The following is a 25,445-nucleotide window of genomic DNA, read 5'->3' as shown; positions in this document are numbered from 1 at the left end:
CAAAGAGGAGGCGGGTCGCTTTACCTACAGTGGTACGGAGAATGTTCCTTTATAGCGTATAGCCGTCTCTCCCAGCTGATTATCAATAACCACCCGAAAGGTCCCAACACCTAATTTTTCCTGTATATCCGAAGGTCCCTCACGCACCAAAAACCAATCACTACCAGTAAGTTTTTCGATACGTATGTAGGTCAACGCTCCACCCAGTGTCCGAATCCGGATGTCATGAAATCGGTCATCACAGGTCGAGGTATAAGGACCATGAACCACCATCGTCTCCCCCGGCATGACAATCCCTTGATGGATGGTTCCCTGATTGATCAGGCAATTGGGGAACGTCGCCTCTGTCAGAGGCGACTTTTGCGCAGAGGCGGCTCCTGTCTGTGGCACCAGGGCAACAGCAATAACCAGTGGCAAGTATTTAACAAACATAGGTGAGTACTCCATTTCGTTTTCAGTGGCGCATCGCTCGATGCACGCGGCTGCGTTATGCAGCTCGCACCAGAAACGGAATCAATTCACACCCTAGTTGTACATTCCTTACCTATCCGACTTAATCGTAGGCCGTCTCCTGCTTCAGACCACCACTTCCAACGCGCCTCCCTTTTTCACGATCACCCTCTCGGAACCGGAGGAAGGTTCAGGCCGTATATTTTTGCAGATTCGCCATCATTTGCCGCAGCGCCTCGGGGGTATCCTGCGGATGCACGGCGCCTTCGAAGTTGCAGATCTTTTCCCAGTTCGCCGCGACATCCTCCACCGCGAAACCGTTGTGCGGGTCGAACCCGGCGCCCAGGCTGCGTTCCCAGCGGGTCTTGCCGATCCAGCCGCCGCCGACTTCGAACAGACCGGAAGTTTCCTGGCACTGTTCACTGCCGAGGAACACCACCAGCGGGCTGATCAGCTCGGGCTTGAGCAGTTCGAACACCTGCGGCGGAATCAGGCCTTCGGTCATGCGCGTGCCACCCGTGGGGGCGATGGCGTTGACCAGGATATTGTTCTTGCGCCCTTCGATGGCCAGGGTGCGGGTCAGGCCATAGAGCCCGAGCTTGGCCATGCCGTAGTTGGACTGGCCGAAGTTGCCATAGATACCCGAGGTCGAGGCGGTGAAGATCACCCGTCCGTAATTCTGCTCCCGCAGGTGCGGCCAGGCGGCGTGGGTGACCTTGTAGGCACCTTCGACATGCACCCGGTAGACCAGGTCCCAGTCGGCGTCGTCCATCTTGAGGAAGGTCTTGTCCCGCAGGATACCGGCGTTGTTCACCACCACATCGACACGACCGAAGGCATCCAGGGCATTCTGCACGATCTTGTCGCCATCGGTCACCGAGTCATGGTTGGCCACCGCGGTGCCGCCGGCTTCGCGAATCTCGGCCACCACCCGATCCGCCGCCGACGCGTTGGCGCCCTCGCCATGGGCCGAGCCGCCGAGGTCGTTGACCACCACCCGTGCGCCATGGCGGGCGAACAGCAGTGCATGGGCACGGCCCAGGCCGCCGCCGGCACCGGTGACGATCACCACTTTATCTTCGAAGCGCACAGACTCACTCATACAGGTCTCCAGCCGGGGGCGATGGGAATAGACCTTGAGTGTCGGACACGGGGCAGCGGGTCACAATAAATACGGCTGGGGCTGAATGGTGCGCGATAAGGCAGAGGGATAGTCCGTCCGTCAGGAACAGGCCTGGCGCGGTGGCAGCGACACCGACTGCTGCCGGAACGCCAGGTAATGCTTGAGCACCTGCACCGGTGCCTCGGTCTGCGGATAATGGCCGATACCCGCCAGCAGCACGGTGTCCGGGTCGGGAATCAGCTGGCGGTAACGCTCGACCATATGCGCCCCGGAGATCGGATCGAAGGCCCCGTCGATCACCCGCAACGGCACTGCGCCACGCTGCATGGCGCTGACCCAGCGCTCGCGCCGCGCCCGCCGCTCGGGAATGTAGCCGATCAACTTGTGCAGGATCCGCGGGCCCTGGTTGCTCTCCACCAGGCTCCAGAAATCATCCAGCGCACTTTCGCTGGGACGCGTCTTCGGGCCGAAGATCCGGCTGAAACTCTTGACCAGCGCATCGCGGCTGAAGGCACGCCCCAGCAACCAGCCCAGCGGACTGAGCAGCAGTTTCTGCGCCAGCACCGGACGATGGGTTTCCGGGAACAGCCCGCCATTGAGGAAGACGCAGCTGGCAATGTCGATCCGCGCTTCGTAATGCCGGGCCAGGAGTTCCTGGGCGACGCTGTCGCCATAGTCATGGGCCAGCAGGTGCACCGGCTGGTCGATCCCCAGGTGGGCAAGCAGCGCCTGCTGCAGGTCGGCCTGTTCCAGGAGGCTGTAGTCGTGATCCAGCGGTTTGGCCGAATCGCCGAAACCGAGCATGTCGCAGGCGATCAGCCGATAGCGCTGCGACAGGGGCTTCCACAGGTAATGCCAGTCCCAGCTGGCCGTGGGAAAGCCATGGATCAGCAACAGCGGCTCGCCCTGCCCCGCCGCCCAGTAGCGGATGCAATGGCCGCGAAACACGAAGTCCTGTCCGCGTTTGCGCCAGACGCACAGGGGAATCTCGGCCAGTGGCATCAGAGTCTGAACCCGGGGTCTTGCTGGTCGAGCTTGCGCAACAGGGCCGGCCAGGCCAGGGCGCCGCCCATGCCCTGGGCGCTACGGGTCACCCCGGCAATCATCGCCTTCGCCCCGGCGAGGATCTGCGGCTCGATGGCGATCAACTGCGCCCCGCCATTTTGCGCCAGGACCTGGATATCGCAGGCGCGCTGGAAGGTGAACATCATCAGGAAGGTATCGGCGATGCTCGCACCGCAGGTCAACAGACCGTGGTTGTGCAGCATGAGGAAGTTGTTCGGTCCCAGGTCGGCCTGCAGACGGGCCTTTTCCTCGTGGTTCAGGGCCACGCCCTCATAGGCGTGGTAGGCCAGGCTCGACAGGACGAACAGCGACTGCTGGCTGATGGGCAGGACGCCCTGCTGCTGGGCCGAAACCGCCACGCCCGCGGCGGTGTGGGTATGCAGCACGCAGGTGACGTCATGGCGGACTTCATGGATGGCGCTGTGGATGGTGTAGCCGGCCGGGTTGATCTCGTAGGGACTGTCCATCAGCTTGTTGCCGGCCTGGTCGACCTTCACCAGGCTCGACGCGGTGATCTCGTGGAACATCAACCCGTAGGGATTGATCAGGAAGTCTTCGGTGCCCGGCACCTTGGCCGAGATATGGGTGAAGATCAGGTCATCCCAGCCATGCATCGCCACCAGGCGATAACAGGCCGCCAGATCGACGCGGGTCTGCCACTCGGCGGCACTGACCTGATCCTTGAGATTCGCGGGGGCTGCAACAGGGGCTACGCTCACGGTACTGACCTCGGCATTGTTCTGTTTTTTATTCTGCTCGGTTGCCAAACAGTCTAGTCAGCCCGTCGCCGCGACGGAGTTGCATTGCCAGCCAGCTTGATGACCCTGCGGGTCAGTGGCGCATTCTGTACAAGACAGTTCAACTGCGTATCAGATCACGGCCTCCAGCAAGGGCGCGGCAAACAGGTTCAGCAGGCCGGTCAGGACCATCACCAGCCCCGCGACCGTGCCTTCTTCGCCGCCCACTTCGCGGGCCCGGCTGACCCCGGCGCCATGCGCCCCGACACCGAACAAAGCCCCCCGCGCCAGGCTGCTGCGCAGTGGCAGCCACTTGAGCAGCACGCTGCCGATCATGGCACCACAGACACCGGTCACCAGCACGAACACCGCCGTCAATTCCGGCACGCCGCCCAGGTCCCGGGCCAGCGGCATGGCGAAGGGGGTGGTGATCGAACGGGGCACCAGCGACAGGGTCAGGTCACTGTCCAGGGACAGGGCCCGGGCCAGCCCGTAGGAACTGGCGATGGACGCCACGCTGCCCGCGAGCATACCCAGCAGCAGGGCCGGCCAGTGCCGGGCAAGCAATCGGCGCTGCTGCCAGATCGGCACCGCAAACGCTACGGTGGCGGGCCCCAGCACCAGGATCAACCAGTGGGTATCGCGCGAATACTCGGCGTAGGCGGTGTGCAGCGGGACGGCGACCGCCAGCAGGATGATCGGCACCAGGATCAGCGGCGACAACAGGTAGCGCCCGGTGCGTCGGTAACTCCAGCGACTCAGGCCGTAGGCCGCCAGGGTCAGCGCCAGCCAGAACAGCGACATCCACTCAGGCTTCACGGCGGTCGCTCCAGCGGCACACCAGTTCGACGGTCAGCGCCGTCGCCAGCATCACCAGCAAGGTGCTGCACAGGATCACCAGGAGGATCCGCCAGCCGCTCTCGCGCAGCATCGCGCCGTAGTCCAGCAGACTCATCAGCGCCGGAATGAAGAACAGCAGCATTTCCGCCAGCAGCCAGCCAGCGCCCAGTTGCAGGGCAGCCGGCTTGATCCAGCCCGCGGCGAACGCCAGCAACAGTATCCCCAGGCCAATCACGCCGCCGGGGATCGGCCACCCGGCCCAGGCCGCCAGTTGTCCGCCCAGCAGGTAAAGGCCGACCAGCACTGACAGTTCGGCGAGCAGACGGCCGTTTTTTTTCAACAGGGATCGATTCATGGTGTTCGGGGCCTCAGTGAGACAATTTTAGAGTTGCCCCTGCCATCTCAAAAGCGAATTGTTAGACTGAAGCTCATTCCACATTGGAATTGGCGAATGGAATTCAAACAGCTGCGCAGTTTTGTCGAGGTGGTTCACCAGGGCGGCTTCACCCAGGCAGCCAGGACCTTGCACGTCAGCCAGTCGGCGGTGAGCAAGCAGGTCGCGCAACTGGAGCACAGTCTTGGCGTGGTGCTGCTGGATCGCCAGGGCGCGCAGGTGCGCCCGACCGCCGCCGGCAGCGTGGTGCTGCAACGGGCCGAGGAGATGCTGCGGTTGCGCAGCGGACTGCTGCATGAACTGGACGACCTGAGCCAGCTGGCGCGGGGAGAACTGCGCCTCGGCCTGCCGCAACTGGGCGGCGATACCTTGTTCGCCGGGTTGTTTGCCGAATACCGGCGGCGGTATCCGAACATCAATATCCACTTGTTCGAAGGCGGCAGCCTGAGCATCGAGCCGGCGATCCTCAGTGGCGAACTCGAACTGGGCGGCGGCCTCAAGCCGAGCAACCCGGCGTTCGACTACCAGCCGTTCTGTGACGAACCGCTGGATGTCCTGCTGGCGATCGATCATCCGCTGGCCGAGGAAGGTTCGATTCGCCTGGAACAACTGGCCGACACGCCGTTCCTGCTCTACCAGCGCAGTTTCGTGCTCAACCATCGGTTGATCCAGGCCTGCGAACGGCTGGGTTTCACGCCAAAGGAAAGCGGACGCAGCGGCCAGGCGGATTTTCTCGCCGCGCTGGTGGCCGCCGGGCAAGGCGTGGCGCTGATGCCCAGCGTGGTCGCCCGTTCGCTGGTCAGGCCCGGCGTGGTGCGCCTGACCTTGAGCTCACCCGCCGACCTGCGCTGGGATATCGCGTTTATCTGGCGGCGTGACGCCTACCTGTCGCAAGCCGCCAAGGCCTGGCTGGCGCTGTTGCGCGAACGCCCGGTCAGCCCCGCAATACGCTGATGAACCCGGCCAGCCAAGGCTCGGCATCGGTTTCCGGGGTGACCGTTTCGCTGGCGTCCAGGCGCAGCATTTCCTGGACCTCATGCACGCCGAGTTCGGCGAACAACTCGCGGAACTGCTCGCCACCGCCACAGAAGGTGTCGCCATAACACGAATCGCCCAGGGCGATCACCGCGCCGGGCAGGCCACGCCAGGCCGCCGGCAGTTGGTCGCGAATGGCCGAATAGAGCGGCTGGACATTGTCCGGCAACTCGCCCATGCCGGTGGTGGCGGTCACCACCAGGAAGGCCTGCGGGGCGAAGGCCTGGATATCGGCCAGGGTGGCGCGGGGGTTGTGCCAGGCCTCGAAGCCGGCTTTTTCGAGAACCCGCTGGGCGTGACGGGCGACTTCTTCGGCCGTGCCGTAGACCGAGCCGGAAAGGATGGCGACTTTCATCAATCTGATCCTGGAGCAGAGTAAAAGCGTAGGATATTAACAGGTGAGAAACATTCCCACTGAAAATCCATCTGGATGCACTACGCGGCATTGACCATCCGGAACATTCTCTTACACTCCTCGGATCGCCAATGGACTGCGGGTCAGCGCCACAATGATCAATCCGAAACTGCTGCAACTGGTAATCGATGCTTCCAACGACGGCATCGTCGTCGCCGAACAGGAAGGTGAGGACAATATCCTGATCTATGCCAATCCGGCGTTCGAACGCCTGACCGGCTACAGCAACGAAGAAATTCTCTACCAGGATTGCCGCTTCCTGCAGTCCGGCGACCGCGACCAGCCGAGCCTGGAGCTGATCCGCGAGGCGGTGCGCAGCCGCACGCCCTGCCGCCAGATCCTGCGCAACTATCGCAAGGACGGCACGCACTTCTGGAACGAACTGTCGATCTCCCCGGTGTTCAACGAAAGCGACCAGCTGACCTATTTTGTCGGGGTCCAGAAAGATGTGACGATCCAGGTCAAGGCCCAGCAGCGGGTGGCCCAGTTGGAAGCGCAACTGGCCGAGGTCAGGGCCGAGCTCGAAGCGCTCAAGGCGACCAATGGCGACAACCAATAGTGGAATCCGTTGTCTGAACAGGCATCCACCACTTTTTTATGCGCATTTCCCACCTTTCGAGCTCGATCATGCAACGCGACGCCCTTCTGACTCAGGACGAGCTGGATTTCATACGGACCATGCAACACAACCCGCAACTCAACAAGCGCGATGCCTCGTCGAGCCTGCTGGTCAATGGGGTGTCGCAGATCCGCGACCTGCTGACGCGCCTGGCGGCCCATGAACAGGTGACGATCCAGGCGCACTTCGACAATCAGAAAATGACCTTCCCGCTGCACCTGGTGGAAGACGAGTTCCACGCCCAGCACCTGCGCCTGGGAGTCCCGAGCATCTATGAAGACGGGCCGATGGTCCGCCCCTGGCGCCTGACCCTGGACGAGCCGGTGGCCCTGGAAAATTCCCGGGGCCAGCCCGGCGGCCTGGCGGTACGCGAGGTGTCGTTCAAGGGTGTGCTGGTGGAGAGTCGCAACGGCATCAAGCCCCCCAGGCAGTTCGCCCAGTGGTTCAGCCCCTCGGGTTATGAACGCATTGCATTGCGCGGGCGCTTCGAACGGGAAACCGAGCAAGGCCTGTATGCCTACCGGCTGAGCCAGAGCGACCTGGGGGAAACCGAACGGTTACGCCAGTACATCCTGCAGCAGCATCGCCTGGCTCATCCGCACTTTCACGTCTGACCCCGAAGGCCTTCAGGTATCCAGCTTGCCTGCCAGCAATTGCTGCACGCGCTGGCGCATGCGCTGGCCGTCATGTCCCAGGCAGCCGATGCTGGTGCCTTCCAGGGAGTCCTGCAACAGGTCGGCGACATCGCCGGCGAGCATCACCGGACACTCCACCGCGAGCGCCAGCCGATTCAGCCGGCGCGGCAGGTCCGAGGCCGGCGAGCGGTTGGAATACAGTACCAGCACCCGCGGCCTGACCTTTTCACAGATCAGCGGCAACTCATCGAAAGGTTGTCCGATGGCCAGCACGCTGACCGGGCATTCGCCGTTGCCGAGCAGCAAGCCGGCCACCAGCAGCTCCAGCTCGCGACAGTCCCCAGGCAAGGCGGCGAGGATAATCCGCTCCGACGCCGCGCCCCTGGCCGATTGCAGGCGCTGCAGCACCCGGCCGCGCAGGAAACCGTCGAGGAACAGCCATTCGCTGGCCTGGCCAAAGGCACTGCGCTGGGTGCGCAGATCCTGCCAGAGCGGCATCAGGATATTCTGGAAGACCACCGTCAGCGGGTAGCTGGAAAAAATCTGCCCGTATACACGCTCCAGCGCCAGCTCGTCGAAGGCACTGATCGCGCTGCCCAGTTGCACCTGGCAGTGGCGCCAGTCATCCACGGGCAGCGGCAGCAGGGTGTCGGTCGCCGGGGCCCGGGTCGCCGCGGTTTTCGCCAGGATCTTGCCGACCTTGCTGACCGCCACCCCACGCTCGATCCAGCCGAGAATGCTGCGCACGGTCTCGATATCGCTCATGGCGTAGAGCCGATGCCCGCTTTCGGTGCGTGTCGGTTGAATGAGACCGTAGCGTCGCTCCCAGGCCCGCAGGGTGACCGGGTTCACACCGGTCAGGCGGGACACCTCGCGGATGGGAAACAGCTCTTCCTGCTTCAAGGCCGGTAATGGCAGCGATAGGGGTGCAAGTTCGGTGATGACGGCCATATTTTCCACATCAATGTGTAAAATTTTGTAGATATTCTAGCCTACATCGACTCACTTTCTTCAAACATGGAACAATGTGGTCGACGTCTCTGACGGTTTTCCCTGAACCGGGAATAATTCTTGCCTGTTTTTCAGACGCAGCCCACCACCCCGGTGCTGCGTTTCGCGTCTGCCCTACCCGGGCAGCCTGCTTGTCTTGCGGAGATACATAATGTCTACCTCACCCGTCACCATGATGGTCGCACGTCGCGTCGCCGACGGCCGTTATCAGGATATGCTCGCCTGGCTCCAGGAAGGCGAACAACTGGCTACCGACTTCCCCGGCTACCTGGGTTCCGGTGTCCTCGCCCCACCTCCGACCGACAACGAATTCCAGATGATCTTCCGTTTCAGCGATGCCGCCACCCTGCATGCCTGGGAGCACTCGGCCTCGCGCAAGGCCTGGCTGGAGCGCGGCAGCGATCTGTTCGCCCGCCCCTCCGAGCACCGGGTCAGCGGCCTTGAAGGCTGGTTCGGCAGCGTCGGCCAACGCCCGCCCCGCTGGAAACAGAGCGTGGCGATCTGGCTGGCATTCTTTCCGGTGTCGCTGCTGTTCAACTTCGCCCTCGGCCCGTTGCTGGCCGAACTGGAACTGGTGCCACGGATCCTGCTCAGCACGATGATGCTGACGCCGTTGATGGTCTACTTCTTCATCCCGCTGTCGACCCACCTGCTGGCGGGCTGGCTGCACGCGACACCGGCCAGGACGTTGCCGGAGGCGGCACCGACCCGGGGCCGCTAGCGCCGCGGGCGGGGCCCGCGCGGGTTCGCCGCAGGGTTGTAGAAGGCGTGTCGCTGGTATAGTTTGACTTCAACGTCAATCGACACCTCTTCACTGCTTGCCGCGAGCCCCCGATGCCATCGTCCCCCGCCCCGATCCTGATCACTGGCGCCAGCCAGCGCGTCGGCCTGCACTGTGCAGAGCGGCTGTTGGCGGACGGTTGCCCGGTCATCGTCAGCTACCGCAGCGAGCGGCCCGGCCTGCAGGCGTTGCGCGAACAGGGGGCGATCACGCTGTTCGCCGACTTCGCCAGCGAAGCCGGCATCCTGGCCTTTATCGACAGCCTGAAACAGCACACCGACAGCCTGCGGGCGATCGTGCACAATGCCTCGGCCTGGCTCACCGAAACACCGGGCGCCGAAGCCGAGGCGTTTACCCGCCTGTTCAACGTCCATATGCTGGCGCCGTACCTGATCAACCTGCATTGCGCCGAACTGCTGCAACAATCGCCACTCGCCGATATCGTGCATATCAGCGACGACGTGACGCGCAAGGGCAGCAGCAATCATATCGCCTATTGCGCCAGCAAGGCCGGACTGGACAGCCTGACACTGTCCTTCGCCGCCCGATACGCACCGCGGATCAAGGTCAACGGCATCGCCCCGGCACTGCTGATGTTCAACCCCGACGACGACGCGGCGTACCGCGCCAAGGCCCTGGCCAAATCGGCCCTGGGTATCGAGCCCGGCGCCGAGGTGGTCTACCAGAGCCTGCGCTATCTGCTGGACAACCCCTACGTCACCGGCACAACCTTGACCGTCAACGGCGGCCGGCACCTCAAGTAAGCCTTCCGGCGAGGAAACATTGCAATGAGCGCAACGCTGCCCGAGCATTACCGCGAGATCCTCCTGGGTCTTGGCGAAGACCCCGATCGCGAGGGTCTCCTGGATACCCCGAAACGGGCAGCCAAGGCCATGCAATACCTGTGTCACGGCTATGCCGAGGACCTCGCGGGGGTGGTCAACGGCGCGCTGTTCGCCTCGGACAACGACGAGATGGTGATCGTCAAGGACATCGAGTTGTACTCGCTGTGCGAACATCACCTGCTGCCCTTCATCGGCAAGGCCCATGTCGCCTATATCCCGACCGGCAAGGTGCTGGGGCTGTCGAAGATCGCGCGGATCGTCGACATGTTCGCCCGGCGCCTGCAGATCCAGGAGAACCTGACCCGGGAAATCGCCGACGCCATCCAGCAGGTGACCAGCGCCGCCGGTGTCGCGGTGGTGATCGAGGCGCAGCACATGTGCATGATGATGCGCGGCGTGGAAAAACAGAATTCGACCATGAACACCTCGGTGATGCTCGGCGCCTTCCGCGACTCGAACACCACCCGCATGGAGTTCCTGCAACTGATCGGACGGAGCAAGTAGCAATGCCACAACTTCAACCGGGAATGGCCCGGATCCGGGTCAAGGACCTGTGCCTGCGTACCTTTATCGGTATCAACGAGGACGAAATCCTCAACAAGCAGGATGTGCTGATCAACCTCACCATCCTCTATGCCGCCCAGGAAGCCGTGCGCGACAACGATATCGACCACGCATTGAACTACCGCACCATCACCAAGGCGATCATCCAGCATGTGGAGGGCAACCGCTTCGCCCTGCTCGAACGCCTGACCCAGGAGTTGCTGGACCTGGTCATGAGCAACGAGGCGGTGCTCTACGCCGAGGTCGAAGTGGACAAGCCCCATGCCCTGCGGTTCGCCGAGTCGGTGTCGATCACCCTGGCGGCGAGCCGCTGAGGCCTGCCGTTGAAACCTGGAGTTGCCTGGCATTCGGCACGCCAGGCTCTTATCATCGCGGCCTATCGTCTACTGCCCTTCACGCACAGAGCCCACCATGACCGAGCAAGAACGCCTCGAACTCGAAGCCGCCGCCTTCCGCCGGCTGGTCGCCCACCTGGACAGCCGCAAGGATGTCCAGAACATCGACCTGATGAACCTCTCCGGCTTCTGCCGCAACTGCCTGTCCAAGTGGTACAAGGCCGAAGCCGACGAACGCCAGATCGCCCTGAGTCTCGACGAGGCCCGTGAAGTGGTCTACGGCATGCCCTATGCCGAGTGGAAAGCCCAATACCAGCAAGAAGCCAGTGCCGAACAACAGGCGGCATTCGCCAAAGGAAAACCCCATGACTGACCTGAATACCCTGCGCGCCAGCCTCGACAGCGGCGAGCATGTCTTTGCCGACACCCTGGCGTTTGTCGCCGCCGGCTACGATTACCAGCCACAGGCCTTCAACAACGGCGGCGTGGAAAACGCCGCCGGGCAGAACGAAGGCTCGTGCAAGACCCTCGGCCTGGCGTTGCTCGAAGGCCTGAGCGATCAGCAGGCGCTGCTGGCCTTCGGCGAGCACTACCGCTCGGTACTGGCCACTCCCGAGGGCAGCGACCACGGCAATATCCGCGCCCTGATCAAGCACGGCCTGGCCGGTGTGACATTCGCCGCGCAGCCGCTGACACGCCGCTGATCACAGCTCCTGTGGGAGCCGGGCTTGCCCGCGAATGGAACACTGCGGTCTCCCTGGAGAAATACCGCGCCGGCACTGCCGCCTTCGCGGGCAAGCCCGCTCCTACAAGGAAATGGATGCACAAAAAAACCGGCCTCGTGGCCGGTTTTTTCATTTCAGGTCGCTCAGAACGAAGCGTTCTGCAGACCGTCCAGGTAACGCTCGGTATCCAGTGCGGCCATGCAGCCGGCGCCGGCCGAAGTGATCGCCTGGCGATACACGTGGTCAGCCACGTCACCGGCGGCGAACACACCTTCGACGCTGGTGGCGGTGGCATTGCCGTCACGGCCGCCCTGCACCACCAGATAGCCGTCTTTCAACGCCAGCTGGCCTTCGAACAGCGAAGTGTTCGGGGTGTGGCCGATGGCGATGAACACACCGTCGACCTTCAGCTCGTCGGAGCTGCCGTCGTTGTTTTTCAGGCGGGCACCGGTCACGCCCATGTTGTCGCCCAGGACTTCGTCCAGGGTGGCGTTGAGCTTGAGGATGATCTTGCCTTCGGCGACGCGGGCATGCAGCTTGTCGATCAGGATCTTCTCGGCGCGGAAAGTCTCGCGACGGTGGATCAGGGTCACGGTGCTGGCGATGTTGGCCAGGTACAGCGCTTCCTCGACGGCCGTGTTGCCACCGCCGACCACGGCGACCGGCTTGTTGCGATAGAAGAAACCGTCGCAGGTGGCGCAGGCGGAAACGCCCTTGCCCATGAACGCTTCTTCCGAAGGCAGGCCCAGGTAACGGGCGCTGGCGCCAGTGGCGATGATCAGGGCATCACAGGTGAAAGTGCCGCTGTCGCCCACCAGGGTGTAGGGCTTCTTCGCCAGGTCCACCGCGTTGATGTGGTCGAAGATGATTTCGGTTTCGAAGCGCTCGGCGTGTTCACGCATACGCTCCATCAGCGCCGGGCCGGTCAGGCCGTGCACGTCGCCGGGCCAGTTGTCGACTTCGGTGGTGGTGGTCAACTGACCGCCGGCCTGCATGCCGGTGATCAGCAGCGGCTTGAGGTTGGCGCGAGCCGCATAGACCGCAGCGCTGTAACCGGCAGGGCCGGAACCGAGAATAATCACTCGCGAATGGCGTACTTCAGACATGACTCACTCCTATCGACCGCCCGTGAGGCACCGGGGCGGAGCGCCGGCAAACCGGCTGGAATAAAAAAGGACTGCGACAGCACTTGGGGAAGGCTTTTAGCACACAGTCCTGAAAAATAATGGTGTGCAGCGTATCGAGAGCGCGAAGATTAAGGAAATACGCAATAACAATCCAGCTCATAGCAGGTCTCTATCCTGAAGGACGTTCTGCGCAAAGCCGTTATCGCTGAAAACGTTACCGCAAATGTCGGCCCTTTCACCGCCTGTGCAAAGCCGGTAAGGTCGGCGCGTTTTCCCCTGCTTCGGAGCCCGTTATGCCCGCACCCGTCATGTCCGGCCCGCAATACCTGCGCGAGGGCCTCAAGCTGGTCCTGAGCCCGGGCCTGCGACTGTTTGTCCTGCTGCCGTTGCTGATCAACCTGGTGCTGTTCGTCGGATTGATCTACTTCGCCGGGCATCAGTTCAGCCTCTGGGTCGATCACCTGATGCCGACCCTGCCCGGCTGGCTGAGCTTTCTCAACTACATCCTGTGGCCGCTGTTCGTGGTGCTGGTGGTCCTCATGGTGTTCTTCAGCTTCACCATGCTGGCGAACATCATCGCGTCCCCTTTCAACGGTTTTCTCGCGGAAAAGGTCGAAGTGGTGGTGCGCGGTACCGACGACTTCCCGGCCTTCAGCTGGGGCGAACTGCTGGCGATGGTGCCCCGCACCCTGGCGCGGGAAATGCGCAAGCTGGGCTACTTCCTGCCACGGGCCATCGGCCTGTTCATCCTGTCCTTCATCCCGGTGGTGAATATCATCGCCGCGCCGTTGTGGCTGCTGTTCGGCGTGTGGATGATGGCGATCCAGTACATCGACTACCCGGCCGACAACCACAAGCTGGGCTGGAACGAAATGCTCGCCTGGCTGCGGCAGAAACGCTGGCAGAGCATGAGTTTCGGCGGGATCGTCTACCTGGTGCTGCTGATCCCGGTGGTCAACCTGCTGATGATGCCGGCGGCGGTGGCCGGGGCGACCCTGTTCTGGGTCCGTGAGCGCGGGAACGAGGCGCTGGTGCAGCCTTCGCGCTGAACCGCTGACGCCGGGGGCCGGATGCCCCCGGCTCGCGACTCAACGCAGAACGGCAAATGTACCGAGGAGTATCAACAGCCACATGATCGCACCCGGCACGATCACCAGGTAGTTGATCCAGCGCAAGCCCGCATTGCCTTCGCCCCGCGGATCGTCACTGGCGACGTTGATCGCCCGCTGGCCCTGCCAGGTCACCGCGGCCTGGACGAACACCAGCATGACGCTGGTCACTTCCAGCAGCGGGCCACCCAGCTTGTTCCTGACCATCACCTCCAGCAGGTTGCTGAGTACGCCGAGCACCACGAACAGGGTCGCCCAGAGCGACGCATCCCAGGCATGGCCGCGACCGCCGGCCAGAATGCTCTTGTCGACATTGCGATACAGCGCATGGACGAAAAAGATCGGGAACAGGCCCCGGGCCACCGGCCAGACATCGAGGTTGGCCGCCCGCTTGTACAGGCTCCAGTTCTTGTAGGACCAATAGATCTGGTACAGGCCGAGACTGAGGATGAACAACACGAAGAACTTGGTGCGCGAGACCACGTAGAACCGGCCCGAGGCCTGGCCTTGTGGTGCACTCAGATCCGCCAGCGGCGGGGCATAGATATTGTCGGTCACGGAATCTCCTTGAAAGTGGTGGACATCCCCCGGTTAACGGCGCCTTGACCCGGATGTTTAGGACAAAAACGGCCCCCCGTCACAAATCCATCACCCAACTGCCACGGTGTCGCAACGGCCTGGCGCGATACTGCAAGCATGACGACAGCTCTGCATATCACCCTGATTACCGAAACCTTCCCGCCCGAGATCAACGGGGTGGCCAACACCCTTGGCCGCCTGTGTGACGGTCTGCGCGCCCGCGGTCACCAGATCGAGCTGGTGCGGCCACGCCAGAGCTGCGACCAGACCCGCCCCAGCGATACCGAGCTACTGCTTTGTCGTGGCTGGCCGCTGCCGGGTTATCCGGGACTGCAATGGGGACAGTCGTCGATGCACAAGCTGCTGCGCCGCTGGAAGCGCCAGCGCCCGGATGTGTTGTACATCGCCACCGAGGGGCCCCTGGGTCTGTCCGCACTGCGTGCCGCCCGGCGCCTGGGCATTTCGGTGGTCAGCGGCTTCCACACCAATTTCCAGCAATACTCCAACCAGTACGGGCTGGGGATGCTGACGCGCTTGCTGACCCATTACCTGCGCTGGTTCCACAACCGCTCCAAATTGACCCTGGTCCCCAGCGTCAGCCAGCGCCTGGAACTGGAGCGGCGCCACTTCGAACGCCTGGAACTGTTGTCCCGGGGCGTCGACAGCCAGTTGTTCCACCCGGCCAAGCGGCTGAACGAGTTGCGCGAAAGCTGGGGGCTGGCCCAGGACGATATCGCGGTGGTGTATGTCGGACGCCTGGCGACCGAGAAAAACCTCGGCCTGCTGGCCCGGGCGTTCCGCACCCTGCAGACGACTTATCCACAGCGGCTGATGAAGCTGGTCGTGGTCGGTGACGGCCCGCAGCGCGTTGCCCTGGCCAGGGATCTGCCCGAGGCGATCTTCTGCGGGACCCAGCGCGGCGAAGCACTGGCGGCACACTACGCGTCAGGGGATCTGTTCCTGTTTCCGAGCCTGACCGAAACCTTCGGCAACGTGGTGCTGGAGGCATTGGCCTCGGGGCTGGCGGTCGTCGCCTATGACGAGGCGGCCGCCGCCCAGCATATCCGCCATGGCTACAACGGCGTGCTGGCAATGCCCGGGGACGAGGAAGCCTTCTGCGATGCGGCCTGCTGGCTGCTCGAAGGCCGGGAAACCCTGCGCAATGTACGCCTGAACGCCCGCCAGCATGCCAGCCGGCAGGGCTGGGGGGCGATCGTCGAACAGTTCGAGAAGCAACTGCGCGGGGCCTGTGAGGCGGAGCATGGGCAACCCCATGCGCCAACCGCCTCCAAGGTGGATCTGTCGCTTACGCCAGGCTCATCAGGGCGTCACGGCTGAAGGGCAGGATGTCCTGCTCGCGACCATCGCGCACTTTCACCGCCCAGTCCGGGTCGACCAGCAACGCACGGCCTACCGCCACCAGGTCGAACTCGTCGTTGTTCAGGCGTTCGAGCAATTTCTCCAGGCTGGCCGGCTGGGCCACCTTGTCGGTATTGACCATGAATTGCAGGAACTCGCCGTCCAGGCCGACGCTGCCCACGGTGATGGTCGGCTTGCCGGTGAGCTTGCGGGTCCAGCCGGCCAGGTTCAGTTCGGAACCGTCGAACTCGGGCTCCCAGAAACGTCGCGTCGAGCAGTGGAAAATATCCACGCCGGCGTCGGACAACGGCTTGAGGAACTCGCCCAAAGCCTCCGGGGTGTGTACCAGGCGCGCGCTGTAGTCCTGCTGCTTCCACTGGGAGAAACGGAAGATGATCGGGAACGCCGGCCCCACCGCGGCACGGACGGCCTGGATCAACTCGATGGCAAAGCGCGAACGGTTGGCCAGGCTGCCGCCGTATTCATCCGTGCGCTGGTTGCTGCCTTCCCAGAAGAACTGGTCGATCAGGTATCCGTGGGCACCGTGGATCTCGACGCCATCCATGCCGATGCTCTGGGCATCGCGGGCAGCCTGGGCGAACGCCGCGATCACTTCCCGGATATCCTGGTGGGTCATGCCATGGACCACGACCTGGCCGTCCTTGAGCTTTTCGCTCGGGCCATAGCCGGGAACGCTGGCGTCCGGCTCGGTCCCCAGGCGGCGCACATTGCCTACGTGCCAGAGTTGCGGAACGATCCTGCCGCCCTCGGCGTGCACGGCATCAACCACCTTCTTCCAGCCAGCCAGGGCGGCTTCACCGTAGAAATGCGGCACATTCGGGTAGCCGTTGGACGCCAGGTGGCCGACGGTCGTGCCCTCGGTGACGATCAGGCCGACGCCCGCCGCCGCGCGCTTGCGGTAGTACTCGATGACTTTCGAATTGGGCACGCCACCCGGGGAGAACGAACGGGTCATCGGGGCCATCACCACGCGGGTCGGCAACTCCAGGGTGCCGAGGTGGAAAGGTTTGAACAGGGCTTTGACCGGCATCGGAGATACTCCACGGTTGAAGGGGGAATTTATGATCAGGATAATATTCCGCCCGCAACGCGGTGCACAGCACTATTGATCTGAGTGATCAAGCTTCAGAAGTGTCAGGTCATGCGTGACTGCGGGAGCAGGGTTCGCTCCCACAGCAGGCCGGAATCAGGCCAGGGCCTTCTCGATGGCCTGGACCACCGTCGGATCGTCCGGTGCGGTACGCGGCGAGAAACGCGCGAGTACACGTCCGTCCTTGCCCAGCAGGAATTTTTCAAAGTTCCAGGTGATCTCCCCCGGGAACTCGGCGCCCTCGCCCGCCAGCAGGCGGTACAGTTGGTGCCGGTCGGGGCCATTGACATCCAGCTTGCGGCTCAACGGAAAGCTCACGCCATAGTTGAGGCTGCAGAACTCGCGGATTTCCTCTTCGGTCCCCGGTTCCTGGCCGGCAAACTGGTTGCACGGCAGGCCCAGTACCATGAAACCCTGGCCCTTGTATTGCTGGTAGAGGTTTTCCAGCGCGGCGTACTGCGGCGTCAAACCACACTTGGAGGCAACGTTGACCACCAGCACGACATGCCCCTTGAAGGGTGCGAGAGGTAGGTCCTGGCCATCCAGCGCTTCTAGTGTAAGGTCGTGAAAAGCACTCATGACGAACTCCCGATATTCCCGTGTTACGTCTCGACATTGTTGCCCGACACCACGACCGGTTTCCAGATAAAAACCGCGGCGGACTAAAAAGGCGCCCGTGGGCGCCTTCCAACTACCAGAGCTTAGCAGCTGAAATCAGTGGTGATGGCCACCTTCGCCATGGACGTGACCATGAGCGATTTCTTCCTGGCTGGCGTCACGGATGGCGACGATCTTGACCTGGAAGTTCAGGCGCTGGCCGGCCAGCGGGTGGTTGCCGTCAACGGTGACGTCGTCGCCGTCCAGATCACGAATGGTAACGATCTGCATCTGGCCATCCGGAGCGGAAGCGTGGAACTGCATGCCCACTTCCAGCTCGTCGACGCCTTCGAACATGCTGCGGCTCAGGGTGCTGACCAGTTCGGCGGCGTATTCGCCGTAGGCATCTTCGGGTTCAACGGCTACGGTCAGCTCGTCGCCGACGGTCTTGCCTTCCAGGGCCTTTTCCAGGCCTGGAATGATGTTCCCTGCACCTTGCAGGTAGACCAGCGGCGCGCCGCCGGCAGAGCTGTCGATGACCTCACCAGCGTCGTTGGTCAGGGTATAGTCAATGGAGACAGCCTTATTGGCGGCGATCAGCATGGGGCGAGACCTTTTGCATAAGAATGAAGAACGGACAAGTCTAAACAAGGATTCGTCCGAAAGCGAACGGAACCCGGACGGACGGGCCACGACGAATCCGCCGACCGTCAGCGGTTTCCACCAGGACGAGGACGGACACTGGGTGGCCGAGCTCTCCTGCGGCCATACCCAGCACCTGCGCCACCAGCCGCCGTGGCAGTCCCGCGGCTGGGTACTGGATCCCGCCCGGCGCGCGGCAAGAATCGGCCAGCCCTTTGAATGTGGTTGGTGCGCACAGGGCTCGGTTAGCGCTAACCTTGGCGTCTGAATACCGCAGGGGGCCAGCCATAGGCCCTCGCACTTGCGCTCCCCTAGAGACTACGCATGCAAACTTTTTTTATCGCGCCCACCGATTTTGGTGTGGGTCTGACCTCGATCAGCCTCGGGCTGGTCCGTACGCTGGAACGCGCCGGCCTGAAAGTCGGCTTTTTCAAACCCATTGCCCAGCCCCATCCCGGTGACACGGGACCGGAGCGCTCGACCGAACTGGTCGCCCGCACCCACGGCCTGAAGCCGCCGCAGCCACTGGGCCTGGCCCACGTCGAGCGGATGCTTGGCGACGGCCAGCTCGATGAGTTGCTGGAAGAAATCATCACCCTCTACCAGCAGGCCGCCGTCGGCAAGGATGTGCTGGTGGTCGAAGGCATGGTCCCGACCCGCAGCGCCAGCTATGCCGCGCGGGTCAACCTGCACCTGGCGAAAAGCCTGGATGCCGAGGTGATCCTGGTTTCCGCGCCGGAAAACGAAGTACTCACCGAGCTGTCCGGCCGGGTCGAGTTGCAGGCGCAGCTGTTTGGCGGCCCCAAGGATCCGAAGGTCCTCGGCGTGATCCTCAACAAGGTGCGCACCGACGAGAGCATGGACGCCTTCGCCGCCCGCCTCAAGGAGCACTCGCCATTGCTGCGCAGCGGCGATTTCCGCCTGCTGGGCTGCATTCCCTACCAGCCGGAACTCAACGCCCCGCGCACCCGCGACGTCGCCGAACTGCTGGGAGCCCAGGTACTCAACGCCGGCGACTACGAAACCCGGCGCATGTCGAAGATCATCATCTGCGCCCGCACCGTGCTCAACACCCTGCAACTGCTCAAGCCGGGCGTGCTGGTGGTGACGCCGGGCGACCGCGACGACATCATCCTCGCCGTCAGCCTGGCCGCGCTCAACGGCGTGCCCCTGGCGGGCCTGCTGCTGACCAGCGACACCAAGCCCGACCCGCGTCTCATGGAGCTGTGTCGCGGCGCCCTGCAGGCCGGCCTGCCGGTGTTGTCGGTGAGTACCGGCTCCTACGACACCGCCAACCAGCTCAACGGCCTGAACAAGGAAATCCCCATCGATGACCGCGAGCGGGCGGAAATCATCACCGATTTCGTCGCCAGCCACCTCGATGCCCAATGGTTGCACCAGCGCTGCGGCACTCCGCGGGAAATGCGCCTGACCCCGGCGGTGTTCCGCTATCAGTTGATCCAGCGGGCCCAGGAGGCCAACAAGCGCATCGTCCTGCCCGAAGGCAGCGAACCGCTGACGGTCCAGGCCGCGGCGATCTGCCAGGCGCGGGGCATCGCCCGTTGCGTGCTGCTGGCCAAGCCGGCGGACGTCGAGGCGGTCGCCAAGGCCCATGGGTTCGAACTGCCGCCGGGCCTGGAGATCCTCGACCCGGACCAGATTCGCGGGCGTTATGCCGAGCCGATGGTCGCCCTGCGCAAGAGCAAGAGCCTCAATACGCCAATGGCCGAGCAGCAGTTGGAGGACACCGTGGTGATCGGCACCATGATGCTGGCCCTGGATGAGGTCGACGGCCTGGTGTCCGGGGTGATCCACTCCACGGCCAACACCATCCGTCCGGCCCTGCAACTGATCAAGACCGCGCCCGGCTGCACCCTGGTGTCGTCGGTCTTCTTCATGCTGTTCCCCGAGCAGGTGCTGGTGTATGGCGACTGCGTGATGAACCCGCACCCGTCGGCCACCGAGCTGGCGGAAATCGCCCTGCAGAGTGCCGACTCGGCACAGGCGTTCGGCATCACCCCGCGGGTGGCGATGATCAGCTATTCCAGTGGCGAATCGGCCAGTGGCGAGGAAGTCGAGAAGGTTCGCGAAGCGACCTTGCTGGCCCACGAATCCCAGCGCGACCTGTTGATCGACGGCCCGTTGCAGTACGACGCCGCCGCCAACGAAAACGTCGCCCGGCAGCTGGCCCCCAACAGCCAGGTCGCCGGTCGCGCCACCGTGTTCGTGTTCCCCGACCTGAACACCGGCAACACCACCCACAAGGCCGTGCAACGCAGCGCCGACTGCGTCAGCCTGGGGCCGATGCTGCAAGGCCTGCGCAAGCCGGTCAACGACCTGCCGCGGGGCGCCCAGGTGGACGATATCGTCTACACCATCGCCCTGACCGCGATCCAAGCCGCCAACCGACCTGTGGATATCTAGATGCTCGACTTTCTCCCCGCCCCGCTGCGAGGCGTGATCGCCTCGCTGCTGCTGGCCCTGAATACCCTCCTGCTGTGCTCGTTCCTGTTCTGCGTGGCGCTGCTCAAGGCCCTGCCCCTTGCCCTGACCCAGCGTTTCAGCGGCTGGTTGATGAACCATACCCATGAGGCCTGGATCAGCAACAACAAGGCCTGGATGCGCCTGGTCCGCGACACCCGCTGGCACCTCAGCGGCCTGGAGAGCCTGGACTACCAGCATTCCTACCTGGTGACCAGCAACCACCAGAGCTGGGTCGACATCATGGTCCTGCAGTACGTGCTCAACCGGAAGATCCGCCCGCTGAAGTTCTTCCTCAAGCAGGAACTGATCTGGGTCCCGGTGATCGGCCTGGCCTGGTGGGCCCTGGGTTTTCCCTTCATGAAGCGCTACTCCAAGGCGTACCTGGAGAAGCATCCGGAAAAGAAAGGCAAGGACCTGGAAACCACCCGCAAGACCTGCGCGAAGTTTCGCGACAACCCTGTGGGTATCTTCAACTTCGCCGAAGGCACGCGCTTCACCCCGGGCAAGCACGCGCAGCAGCAGTCACCCTTTCGTTATCTGCTCAAACCCAAGGCCGGCGGTATCGCCTTTGTACTGGATGCCATGGGCGAACAGCTGGAGTCCATCGTCAACGTGACCATTCACTATCCGGGCGGCAAGCCGGGATATTGGGACCTGCTGTGCGGCAACGTGCGGGAGGTGGTGGTGCACTTCGAAGAGCTGAAGATCCCGCCGCAGTTCATCGGCAGGAACTATGACCAGGACGGCGAGTACCGCGTGGCGTTCCAGGGCTGGATCAACCAGCTGTGGGAAAGCAAGGACGCGCTGCTCGAACAGATGCATCGCGACTATCCCGCCAGGCCTTGAGGCGCCGCCAGTGTTCTTCTATAGGAGCCGGCTTGCTGGCGATGAACGATAACGCGGAGCGCCTGATACACCGCGTCGCGTGAATCGCCAGCACGCCGGCTCCTGCGGGTGCGTGGCATGTTCGAAACAATGCTGATCCGCGAAAGCGATCTGCAGGACACAAAAAAGCCCGCGGCCGATCACTCGGCCGCGGGCTTTCTGTTGCGGCAGAAGCTTAGATCGCGCCGCGCTGGCGCAGCAGCTCCAGCACCTGCTTCACGCTGTCTTCCAGCGACAACGCCTGCGTATCGACCACCAGGTCGGCATTGAGCGGCACGTCGTACGGGAAGGACTCGCCCGGGATGTTGTCGCCACCGGCCGCGTACAGGCCCTGGGGATCACGCTCCTGGCAGGCCTGCGGCGATGCCTGGACATAGACGGTGAGCAGGCGCTCGCCACCGATCAGGGCCCTGGCCTGTTCACGACCTTCGGCATCCGGCGCAACGAAGGCGGCCAGGGTCAGCAGGCCGGCTTCGTTGAACTGGCGTGCCACGTGAGCGGCACGACGCCAGTTCTCGGTACGTCCGGCACGATCCTGCGGCAGGCCCTTGTTCAGGTCATGACGCAGGTTCTGGCCGTCCAGCACGAATACCGCGCGGCCCATGTCGAACAGCTTGCGCTCCACGGCATACGCCAGGGTGCTCTTGCCCGCGCCCGACAGGCCGGTGAACAGCACGGTCGCCGGCTGCTGGCCGAAGCGCTGGGCACGTTCCTCGGTGGCGACATGGGCCAGCTTGCCATGGTGCGTGGCGCTGCCATGAGCCAGCGGCTGGGCGACGATCATGCCGGCGCCGACGGTGCCGTTGGTCAGGCGATCGATGATGATGAACGCGCCCGTGGTGCGGTTGCTGTCGTAGCCATCCAGGGCAATCGGCGCGTCCAGGGCGATCCTGACCTTGCCGATCTCGTTCAGTTGCAAGGCACTGGCCGGGCCTTCCTCGAGGGTGTTCACATCGACCTTGTTGACGATGCTGGCAATCGACCCCGGCACGTAGCTGGTCGCGCGCTTGATGTCATATTTCTTGCCCGGCAGCATCGGTTCCTCGGCCATCCAGACCAGCATGGCCTCGAAGCTGTCGGTCACCGGCGGCACATTGTCGGCATGCACCAGCAGGTCGCCACGGGAGATATCGATCTCGTCTTCCATGGTCAGGGTCACGGCCTGGCCCGGGCCGGCGTGCTCCAGTTCACCCTCGAAGGTGACGATGGACTTGACCCGGCTGCTCTTGCCCGAAGGCAGCACGACCACGTCGTCGCCCTTCTTGACGATGCCGCTGGCCAGGGTGCCGGCGAAACCGCGGAAGTTCAGGTTCGGCCGGTTGACGTACTGCACCGGGAAACGCAGGTCGGTGAAGTTGCGGTCGCCCGCCACTTCCACGGTTTCGAGGATTTCCATCAGCGACTGGCCGGTGTACCACGGCGAACGTTCGCTCTTGTTCACCACGTTGTCGCCCTTGAGGGCCGACATCGGCACGAAGTGCATGCTCGACGGCTTCATCTTCAGGCCTTCGGCGAACTTCAGGTAGTCGGCCTTGATCGACTCGAACACGCCCTGGTCGAAGTCCTTGAGGTCCATCTTGTTGATGGCGACGACGATGTGCTTGATGCCCAGCAGGGAGGCGATAAAGCTGTGGCGACGGGTCTGGGTCTGCACGCCGTAGCGGGCGTCTACCAGGATGATCGCCAGGTCACAGGTGGACGCACCGGTGGCCATGTTGCGGGTGTACTGCTCATGGCCGGGGGTGTCGGCGATGATGAACTTGCGCTTGGCGGTGGAGAAATAGCGGTAGGCGACATCGATGGTGATGCCCTGCTCGCGCTCGGCCTGCAGGCCGTCGACCAGCAGCGCCAGGTCGATATCGTCACCGGTGGTACCGACTTTCTTCGAATCGCGGGTGATGGCTTCCAGATGGTCTTCGTAGATCATCTTGGAGTCGTGCAGCAGGCGCCCGATCAGGGTGCTCTTGCCGTCGTCGACGTTACCGCAGGTCAGGAAACGCAGCAGTTCTTTACGCTCGTGCTGGCCCAGGTAGGCGAGGATGTCCTCGCTGATCAAATCAGATTGATGCGACATGCTTAGACCCTGTTTAGAAATAGCCCTGACGTTTCTTGTCTTCCATGGAACCTGCGCCATCGTGATCGATGACCCGGCCCTGGCGTTCGGAAGTACGCGTCAGGAGCATTTCCTGAATGATGTCCGTGAGGGTTTCAGCCTCGGACTCCACCGCGCCCGTCAACGGGTAGCAGCCAAGGGTACGGAAACGCACCTTCTTCTTGACGATACGCGCCTTGTCCTCGTCGGACAGGTGCTCGAGGATCCGCTCGTCGTCGATCATGATCAGGGTGCCGTTCTTCTCGATGACTTCACGCTCGGCGGCGAAGTACAGCGGCACGATCGGGATGCCTTCGAGGTAGATGTACTGCCAGATGTCCAGTTCGGTCCAGTTCGACAGCGGGAAGACGCGGATCGACTCGCCCTTGTTGACCTTGCCGTTGTAGACGTTCCACAGCTCCGGGCGCTGGTTCTTCGGGTCCCAGCGGTGCTTGCTGTCGCGGAAGGAATACACGCGCTCCTTGGCGCGGGACTTCTCTTCGTCACGCCGCGCGCCGCCGAAGGCCGCGTCGAAGCCATGCTTGTCCAGGGCCTGCTTGAGGCCCTCGGTCTTCATGATATCGGTGTGCTTGGCGCTGCCGTGGGTGAAGGGGTTGATGCCTTGCGCCACGCCGTCCGGATTCACATGAGTGATCAGGTCCAGGCCCAGCTCGGCGACCATCTTGTCGCGGAACGCGTACATCTCCTGGAATTTCCAGCGGGTGTCGACATGCATCACCGGAAACGGCAGCTTGCCCGGGAAAAACGCCTTGCGCGCCAGGTGCAGCATCACGGCGGAGTCTTTACCGATGGAGTACAGCATCACCGGGTTATCGAACTCGGCGGCCACCTCGCGGATGATATGGATGCTTTCCGCCTCCAGCTGTTTCAGATGCGTCAGTTTGTCGACCATGGCTACTCACGAAAAGCGTTCTTATGGACGGCCAGCGGGCCGTGTTCGAGCGAGGCATGCTAGCACAGCGACCTATTCTATTGAGGTGGCCAGCTAGATCGAAACGGTATAAGAATATACCGCAGTGTTTGGCCAGATCAGCTCCGCTCCCACAGGTTCAGATCGGATTCGGGCAATCGATGAACAGGTGTTCCAGGGCAAACCGCCGGGCCAGGTAGTCGCCCAGGGCCTGCACGCCATAACGTTCGGTGGCATGGTGACCGGCGGCGATAAAGCTGATGTCGTTTTCCCGGGCGCTGTGGAACGTCGGCTCGGACGCCTCGCCGCTCAGGTACAGGTCGACCCCAGCCAGTACCGCCTGGTCGATATAGCCCTGGCCGCCACCGGTGCACCAGCCGACCCGCCGGATCATCTCGCTGCCTTCGATCAGCAACGGCTCGCGCCCCAGGGCATCCTGGACCTTGCGGGCAAAATCCCGCGGGGTCATCGGTTCGCCGAGCGAACCCACCAGGCCGACGATTTTCGGGTTCTCGGGATCCAGCGGGCCTTCGACGGTGATATCCAGCTGCCGGGCCAGTTGCACGTTGTTGCCCACCTCCGGATGCAGGTCCAGCGGCAGGTGGTAGGCCAGCAGACTGATGTCGTGCTTGAGCAGGGTTTTCAGCCGACGCTGCTTCATGCCCACCACACAGGGGTCCTCGCCCTTCCAGAAATAACCATGATGCACCAGGATCAGGTCGGCTCCGGCCTCGACCGCCGCGTCGAGCAACGCCTGGCTGGCGGTGACGCCACTGACGATGCGCGTGACCTGTGGCCGACCTTCGACCTGCAGGCCATTGGGGCAATAGTCGGCAATTCGCGAACTGCCGAGGAAGCGGTCCGCCTCCTCCACCAGGGTACTTAATGCAACGGCCATAAAAACTCCTGAATATCCCGTTCAGAGGCGCTCGCAGCCTCGTATAATGCGCGACAT

At 63.1% G+C, this 25,445-nt stretch carries 30 protein-coding genes; 14 read left to right on the top strand and 16 right to left on the bottom strand.

The features are described 5' to 3' along the window. Positions 1 to 24: 24 nt before the first annotated feature. The 6 genes from KI243_RS05410 to KI243_RS05385 all read right to left on the bottom strand — a co-directional run bounded on the left by KI243_RS05410 (position 25) and on the right by KI243_RS05385 (position 4,570). Positions 25 to 432, bottom strand: a complete 408-nt coding sequence (locus KI243_RS05410) for a hypothetical protein (RefSeq protein ID WP_177109527.1) — start codon at positions 430 to 432, stop codon at positions 25 to 27. 208 nt (positions 433 to 640) lie between these two features. Next, entirely contained in the window at positions 641 to 1,552 is a 912-nt protein-coding gene (locus KI243_RS05405; RefSeq protein ID WP_017126487.1) for an SDR family oxidoreductase, read from the bottom strand. A 120-nt stretch (positions 1,553 to 1,672) separates the two neighbouring features. Continuing rightward, complete coding sequence (locus KI243_RS05400) at positions 1,673 to 2,575, bottom strand: alpha/beta hydrolase (protein WP_177119268.1); 903 nt, start codon at positions 2,573 to 2,575, stop codon at positions 1,673 to 1,675. Further along, positions 2,575 to 3,357: a class II aldolase/adducin family protein gene (locus tag KI243_RS05395; RefSeq protein WP_042935457.1), complete on the bottom strand. Its 783-nt coding sequence runs from the start codon at positions 3,355 to 3,357 to the stop codon at positions 2,575 to 2,577. Before KI243_RS05395 ends, KI243_RS05400 begins: the two co-directional genes overlap by 1 nt. 150 nt (positions 3,358 to 3,507) lie before the next feature. Beyond that, entirely contained in the window at positions 3,508 to 4,194 is a 687-nt protein-coding gene (locus KI243_RS05390) for an LrgB family protein (protein WP_042935423.1), read from the bottom strand. Continuing rightward, positions 4,184 to 4,570 carry a CidA/LrgA family protein gene (locus KI243_RS05385; protein ID WP_212810585.1) on the bottom strand — a complete coding sequence of 129 codons (387 nt, stop codon included), beginning with the start codon at positions 4,568 to 4,570 and terminating at the stop codon, positions 4,184 to 4,186. The genes KI243_RS05390 and KI243_RS05385 overlap by 11 nt, the downstream gene beginning before the upstream one ends. Before the next feature lie 96 nt (positions 4,571 to 4,666). On the opposite strand from KI243_RS05385, the gene KI243_RS05380 reads away from it, so the two are divergent. Continuing rightward, positions 4,667 to 5,563 carry a LysR family transcriptional regulator gene (locus KI243_RS05380; protein ID WP_017126492.1) on the top strand — a complete coding sequence of 299 codons (897 nt, stop codon included), beginning with the start codon at positions 4,667 to 4,669 and terminating at the stop codon, positions 5,561 to 5,563. On the opposite strand, the gene KI243_RS05375 is transcribed toward KI243_RS05380, so the two are convergent. Then, positions 5,544 to 5,999 carry a flavodoxin gene (locus tag KI243_RS05375; protein WP_017126493.1) on the bottom strand — a complete coding sequence of 152 codons (456 nt, stop codon included), beginning with the start codon at positions 5,997 to 5,999 and terminating at the stop codon, positions 5,544 to 5,546. The genes KI243_RS05380 and KI243_RS05375 overlap by 20 nt on opposite strands. Before the next feature lie 154 nt (positions 6,000 to 6,153). On the opposite strand from KI243_RS05375, the gene KI243_RS05370 reads away from it, so the two are divergent. Next, positions 6,154 to 6,618 carry a PAS domain-containing protein gene (locus KI243_RS05370; RefSeq protein WP_017126494.1) on the top strand — a complete coding sequence of 155 codons (465 nt, stop codon included), beginning with the start codon at positions 6,154 to 6,156 and terminating at the stop codon, positions 6,616 to 6,618. A gap of 68 nt (positions 6,619 to 6,686) precedes the next feature. Further along, complete coding sequence (locus tag KI243_RS05365) at positions 6,687 to 7,292, top strand: hypothetical protein (protein WP_212810584.1); 606 nt, start codon at positions 6,687 to 6,689, stop codon at positions 7,290 to 7,292. A gap of 12 nt (positions 7,293 to 7,304) precedes the next feature. Here KI243_RS05365 and KI243_RS05360 read toward each other — a convergent pair whose 3' ends face one another. Beyond that, the gene (locus tag KI243_RS05360) at positions 7,305 to 8,264 is read right to left on the bottom strand and encodes a MerR family transcriptional regulator (protein WP_212810583.1); all 960 of its coding nucleotides are present in this window, start codon (positions 8,262 to 8,264) and stop codon (positions 7,305 to 7,307) included. 211 nt (positions 8,265 to 8,475) lie between these two features. Here KI243_RS05360 and KI243_RS05355 point away from each other — a divergent pair, with 211 nt between their 5' ends. The 6 genes from KI243_RS05355 to KI243_RS05330 all read left to right on the top strand — a co-directional run bounded on the left by KI243_RS05355 (position 8,476) and on the right by KI243_RS05330 (position 11,553). Then, a complete protein-coding gene (locus KI243_RS05355) occupies positions 8,476 to 9,045 on the top strand; it encodes an antibiotic biosynthesis monooxygenase (RefSeq protein WP_042935427.1) in 570 nt (189 codons plus the stop codon). Positions 9,046 to 9,158: 113 nt separating this feature from the next. Further along, positions 9,159 to 9,869, top strand: coding sequence for a dihydromonapterin reductase (gene folM / locus KI243_RS05350; RefSeq protein WP_212810582.1), 711 nt, complete (start codon positions 9,159 to 9,161; stop codon positions 9,867 to 9,869). A 24-nt stretch (positions 9,870 to 9,893) separates the two neighbouring features. Next, on the top strand, positions 9,894 to 10,454 hold the full coding sequence (gene folE / locus KI243_RS05345; RefSeq protein ID WP_017126499.1) for a GTP cyclohydrolase I FolE: 561 nt from the start codon (positions 9,894 to 9,896) through the stop codon (positions 10,452 to 10,454). A gap of 2 nt (positions 10,455 to 10,456) precedes the next feature. Then, positions 10,457 to 10,828 carry a dihydroneopterin triphosphate 2'-epimerase gene (folX, locus tag KI243_RS05340; protein WP_042935429.1) on the top strand — a complete coding sequence of 124 codons (372 nt, stop codon included), beginning with the start codon at positions 10,457 to 10,459 and terminating at the stop codon, positions 10,826 to 10,828. A gap of 97 nt (positions 10,829 to 10,925) precedes the next feature. After that, positions 10,926 to 11,222: a DUF1244 domain-containing protein gene (locus KI243_RS05335; RefSeq protein WP_017126501.1), complete on the top strand. Its 297-nt coding sequence runs from the start codon at positions 10,926 to 10,928 to the stop codon at positions 11,220 to 11,222. After that, the gene (locus KI243_RS05330; protein WP_017126502.1) at positions 11,215 to 11,553 is read left to right on the top strand and encodes a HopJ type III effector protein; all 339 of its coding nucleotides are present in this window, start codon (positions 11,215 to 11,217) and stop codon (positions 11,551 to 11,553) included. The genes KI243_RS05335 and KI243_RS05330 overlap by 8 nt, the downstream gene beginning before the upstream one ends. 164 nt (positions 11,554 to 11,717) lie before the next feature. Here KI243_RS05330 and trxB read toward each other — a convergent pair whose 3' ends face one another. Continuing rightward, positions 11,718 to 12,680 (bottom strand): thioredoxin-disulfide reductase, encoded by a 963-nt coding sequence (gene trxB, locus KI243_RS05325; protein ID WP_017126503.1) that lies wholly within the window; start codon positions 12,678 to 12,680, stop codon positions 11,718 to 11,720. Between the two features lie 314 nt (positions 12,681 to 12,994). Between trxB and cysZ the strand changes: the two genes are divergently transcribed. Further along, on the top strand, positions 12,995 to 13,750 hold the full coding sequence (gene cysZ, locus KI243_RS05320) for a sulfate transporter CysZ (RefSeq protein WP_017126504.1): 756 nt from the start codon (positions 12,995 to 12,997) through the stop codon (positions 13,748 to 13,750). 39 nt (positions 13,751 to 13,789) lie between these two features. Here cysZ and KI243_RS05315 read toward each other — a convergent pair whose 3' ends face one another. Further along, positions 13,790 to 14,368, bottom strand: coding sequence for a hypothetical protein (locus KI243_RS05315; protein WP_017126505.1), 579 nt, complete (start codon positions 14,366 to 14,368; stop codon positions 13,790 to 13,792). 138 nt (positions 14,369 to 14,506) lie between these two features. Between KI243_RS05315 and KI243_RS05310 the strand changes: the two genes are divergently transcribed. Beyond that, positions 14,507 to 15,727: a glycosyltransferase family 1 protein gene (locus KI243_RS05310; RefSeq protein WP_177107046.1), complete on the top strand. Its 1,221-nt coding sequence runs from the start codon at positions 14,507 to 14,509 to the stop codon at positions 15,725 to 15,727. On the opposite strand, the gene KI243_RS05305 is transcribed toward KI243_RS05310, so the two are convergent. The 3 genes from KI243_RS05305 to KI243_RS05295 all read right to left on the bottom strand — a co-directional run bounded on the left by KI243_RS05305 (position 15,696) and on the right by KI243_RS05295 (position 18,059). Then, positions 15,696 to 16,799 (bottom strand): NADH:flavin oxidoreductase, encoded by a 1,104-nt coding sequence (locus tag KI243_RS05305; RefSeq protein ID WP_017126507.1) that lies wholly within the window; start codon positions 16,797 to 16,799, stop codon positions 15,696 to 15,698. The genes KI243_RS05310 and KI243_RS05305 overlap by 32 nt on opposite strands. Positions 16,800 to 16,955: 156 nt before the next feature. Continuing rightward, positions 16,956 to 17,438 (bottom strand): glutathione peroxidase, encoded by a 483-nt coding sequence (locus KI243_RS05300; RefSeq protein ID WP_042935431.1) that lies wholly within the window; start codon positions 17,436 to 17,438, stop codon positions 16,956 to 16,958. 135 nt (positions 17,439 to 17,573) lie between these two features. Further along, positions 17,574 to 18,059, bottom strand: a complete 486-nt coding sequence (locus tag KI243_RS05295) for a peptidylprolyl isomerase (protein WP_008000574.1) — start codon at positions 18,057 to 18,059, stop codon at positions 17,574 to 17,576. Between KI243_RS05295 and KI243_RS05290 the strand changes: the two genes are divergently transcribed. The 3 genes from KI243_RS05290 to KI243_RS05280 are packed head-to-tail and all read left to right on the top strand — an operon-like array spanning position 18,028 to position 21,428. Next, the gene (locus KI243_RS05290) at positions 18,028 to 18,366 is read left to right on the top strand and encodes a DUF3565 domain-containing protein (RefSeq protein ID WP_083875339.1); all 339 of its coding nucleotides are present in this window, start codon (positions 18,028 to 18,030) and stop codon (positions 18,364 to 18,366) included. The two genes, KI243_RS05295 and KI243_RS05290, sit on opposite strands and share 32 nt — an antisense overlap. Before the next feature lie 56 nt (positions 18,367 to 18,422). After that, entirely contained in the window at positions 18,423 to 20,522 is a 2,100-nt protein-coding gene (gene pta / locus KI243_RS05285) for a phosphate acetyltransferase (RefSeq protein ID WP_017126509.1), read from the top strand. Next, on the top strand, positions 20,523 to 21,428 hold the full coding sequence (locus tag KI243_RS05280; protein WP_017126510.1) for an acyltransferase: 906 nt from the start codon (positions 20,523 to 20,525) through the stop codon (positions 21,426 to 21,428). It begins immediately after the preceding gene. Between the two features lie 214 nt (positions 21,429 to 21,642). Here the strand turns inward: KI243_RS05280 and cysN are convergent, their stop codons facing one another. The 3 genes from cysN to KI243_RS05265 form a co-directional block, all read right to left on the bottom strand. Continuing rightward, positions 21,643 to 23,541: a sulfate adenylyltransferase subunit CysN gene (cysN, locus tag KI243_RS05275; RefSeq protein ID WP_177085514.1), complete on the bottom strand. Its 1,899-nt coding sequence runs from the start codon at positions 23,539 to 23,541 to the stop codon at positions 21,643 to 21,645. 13 nt (positions 23,542 to 23,554) lie between these two features. Beyond that, positions 23,555 to 24,472: a sulfate adenylyltransferase subunit CysD gene (gene cysD / locus KI243_RS05270; RefSeq protein WP_177085512.1), complete on the bottom strand. Its 918-nt coding sequence runs from the start codon at positions 24,470 to 24,472 to the stop codon at positions 23,555 to 23,557. 157 nt (positions 24,473 to 24,629) lie between these two features. After that, positions 24,630 to 25,388 carry a Nif3-like dinuclear metal center hexameric protein gene (locus tag KI243_RS05265; protein WP_212810581.1) on the bottom strand — a complete coding sequence of 253 codons (759 nt, stop codon included), beginning with the start codon at positions 25,386 to 25,388 and terminating at the stop codon, positions 24,630 to 24,632. Positions 25,389 to 25,445: the final 57 nt, after the last annotated feature.

The organism is Pseudomonas sp. Ost2 (genome assembly GCF_018326065.1).
Classification (GTDB): Bacteria; Pseudomonadota; Gammaproteobacteria; order Pseudomonadales; family Pseudomonadaceae; genus Aquipseudomonas; species Aquipseudomonas gingeri.
Note: the sequence above shows the minus strand (reverse complement) of the source record. Positions and strands in the feature narration are given on the sequence as shown.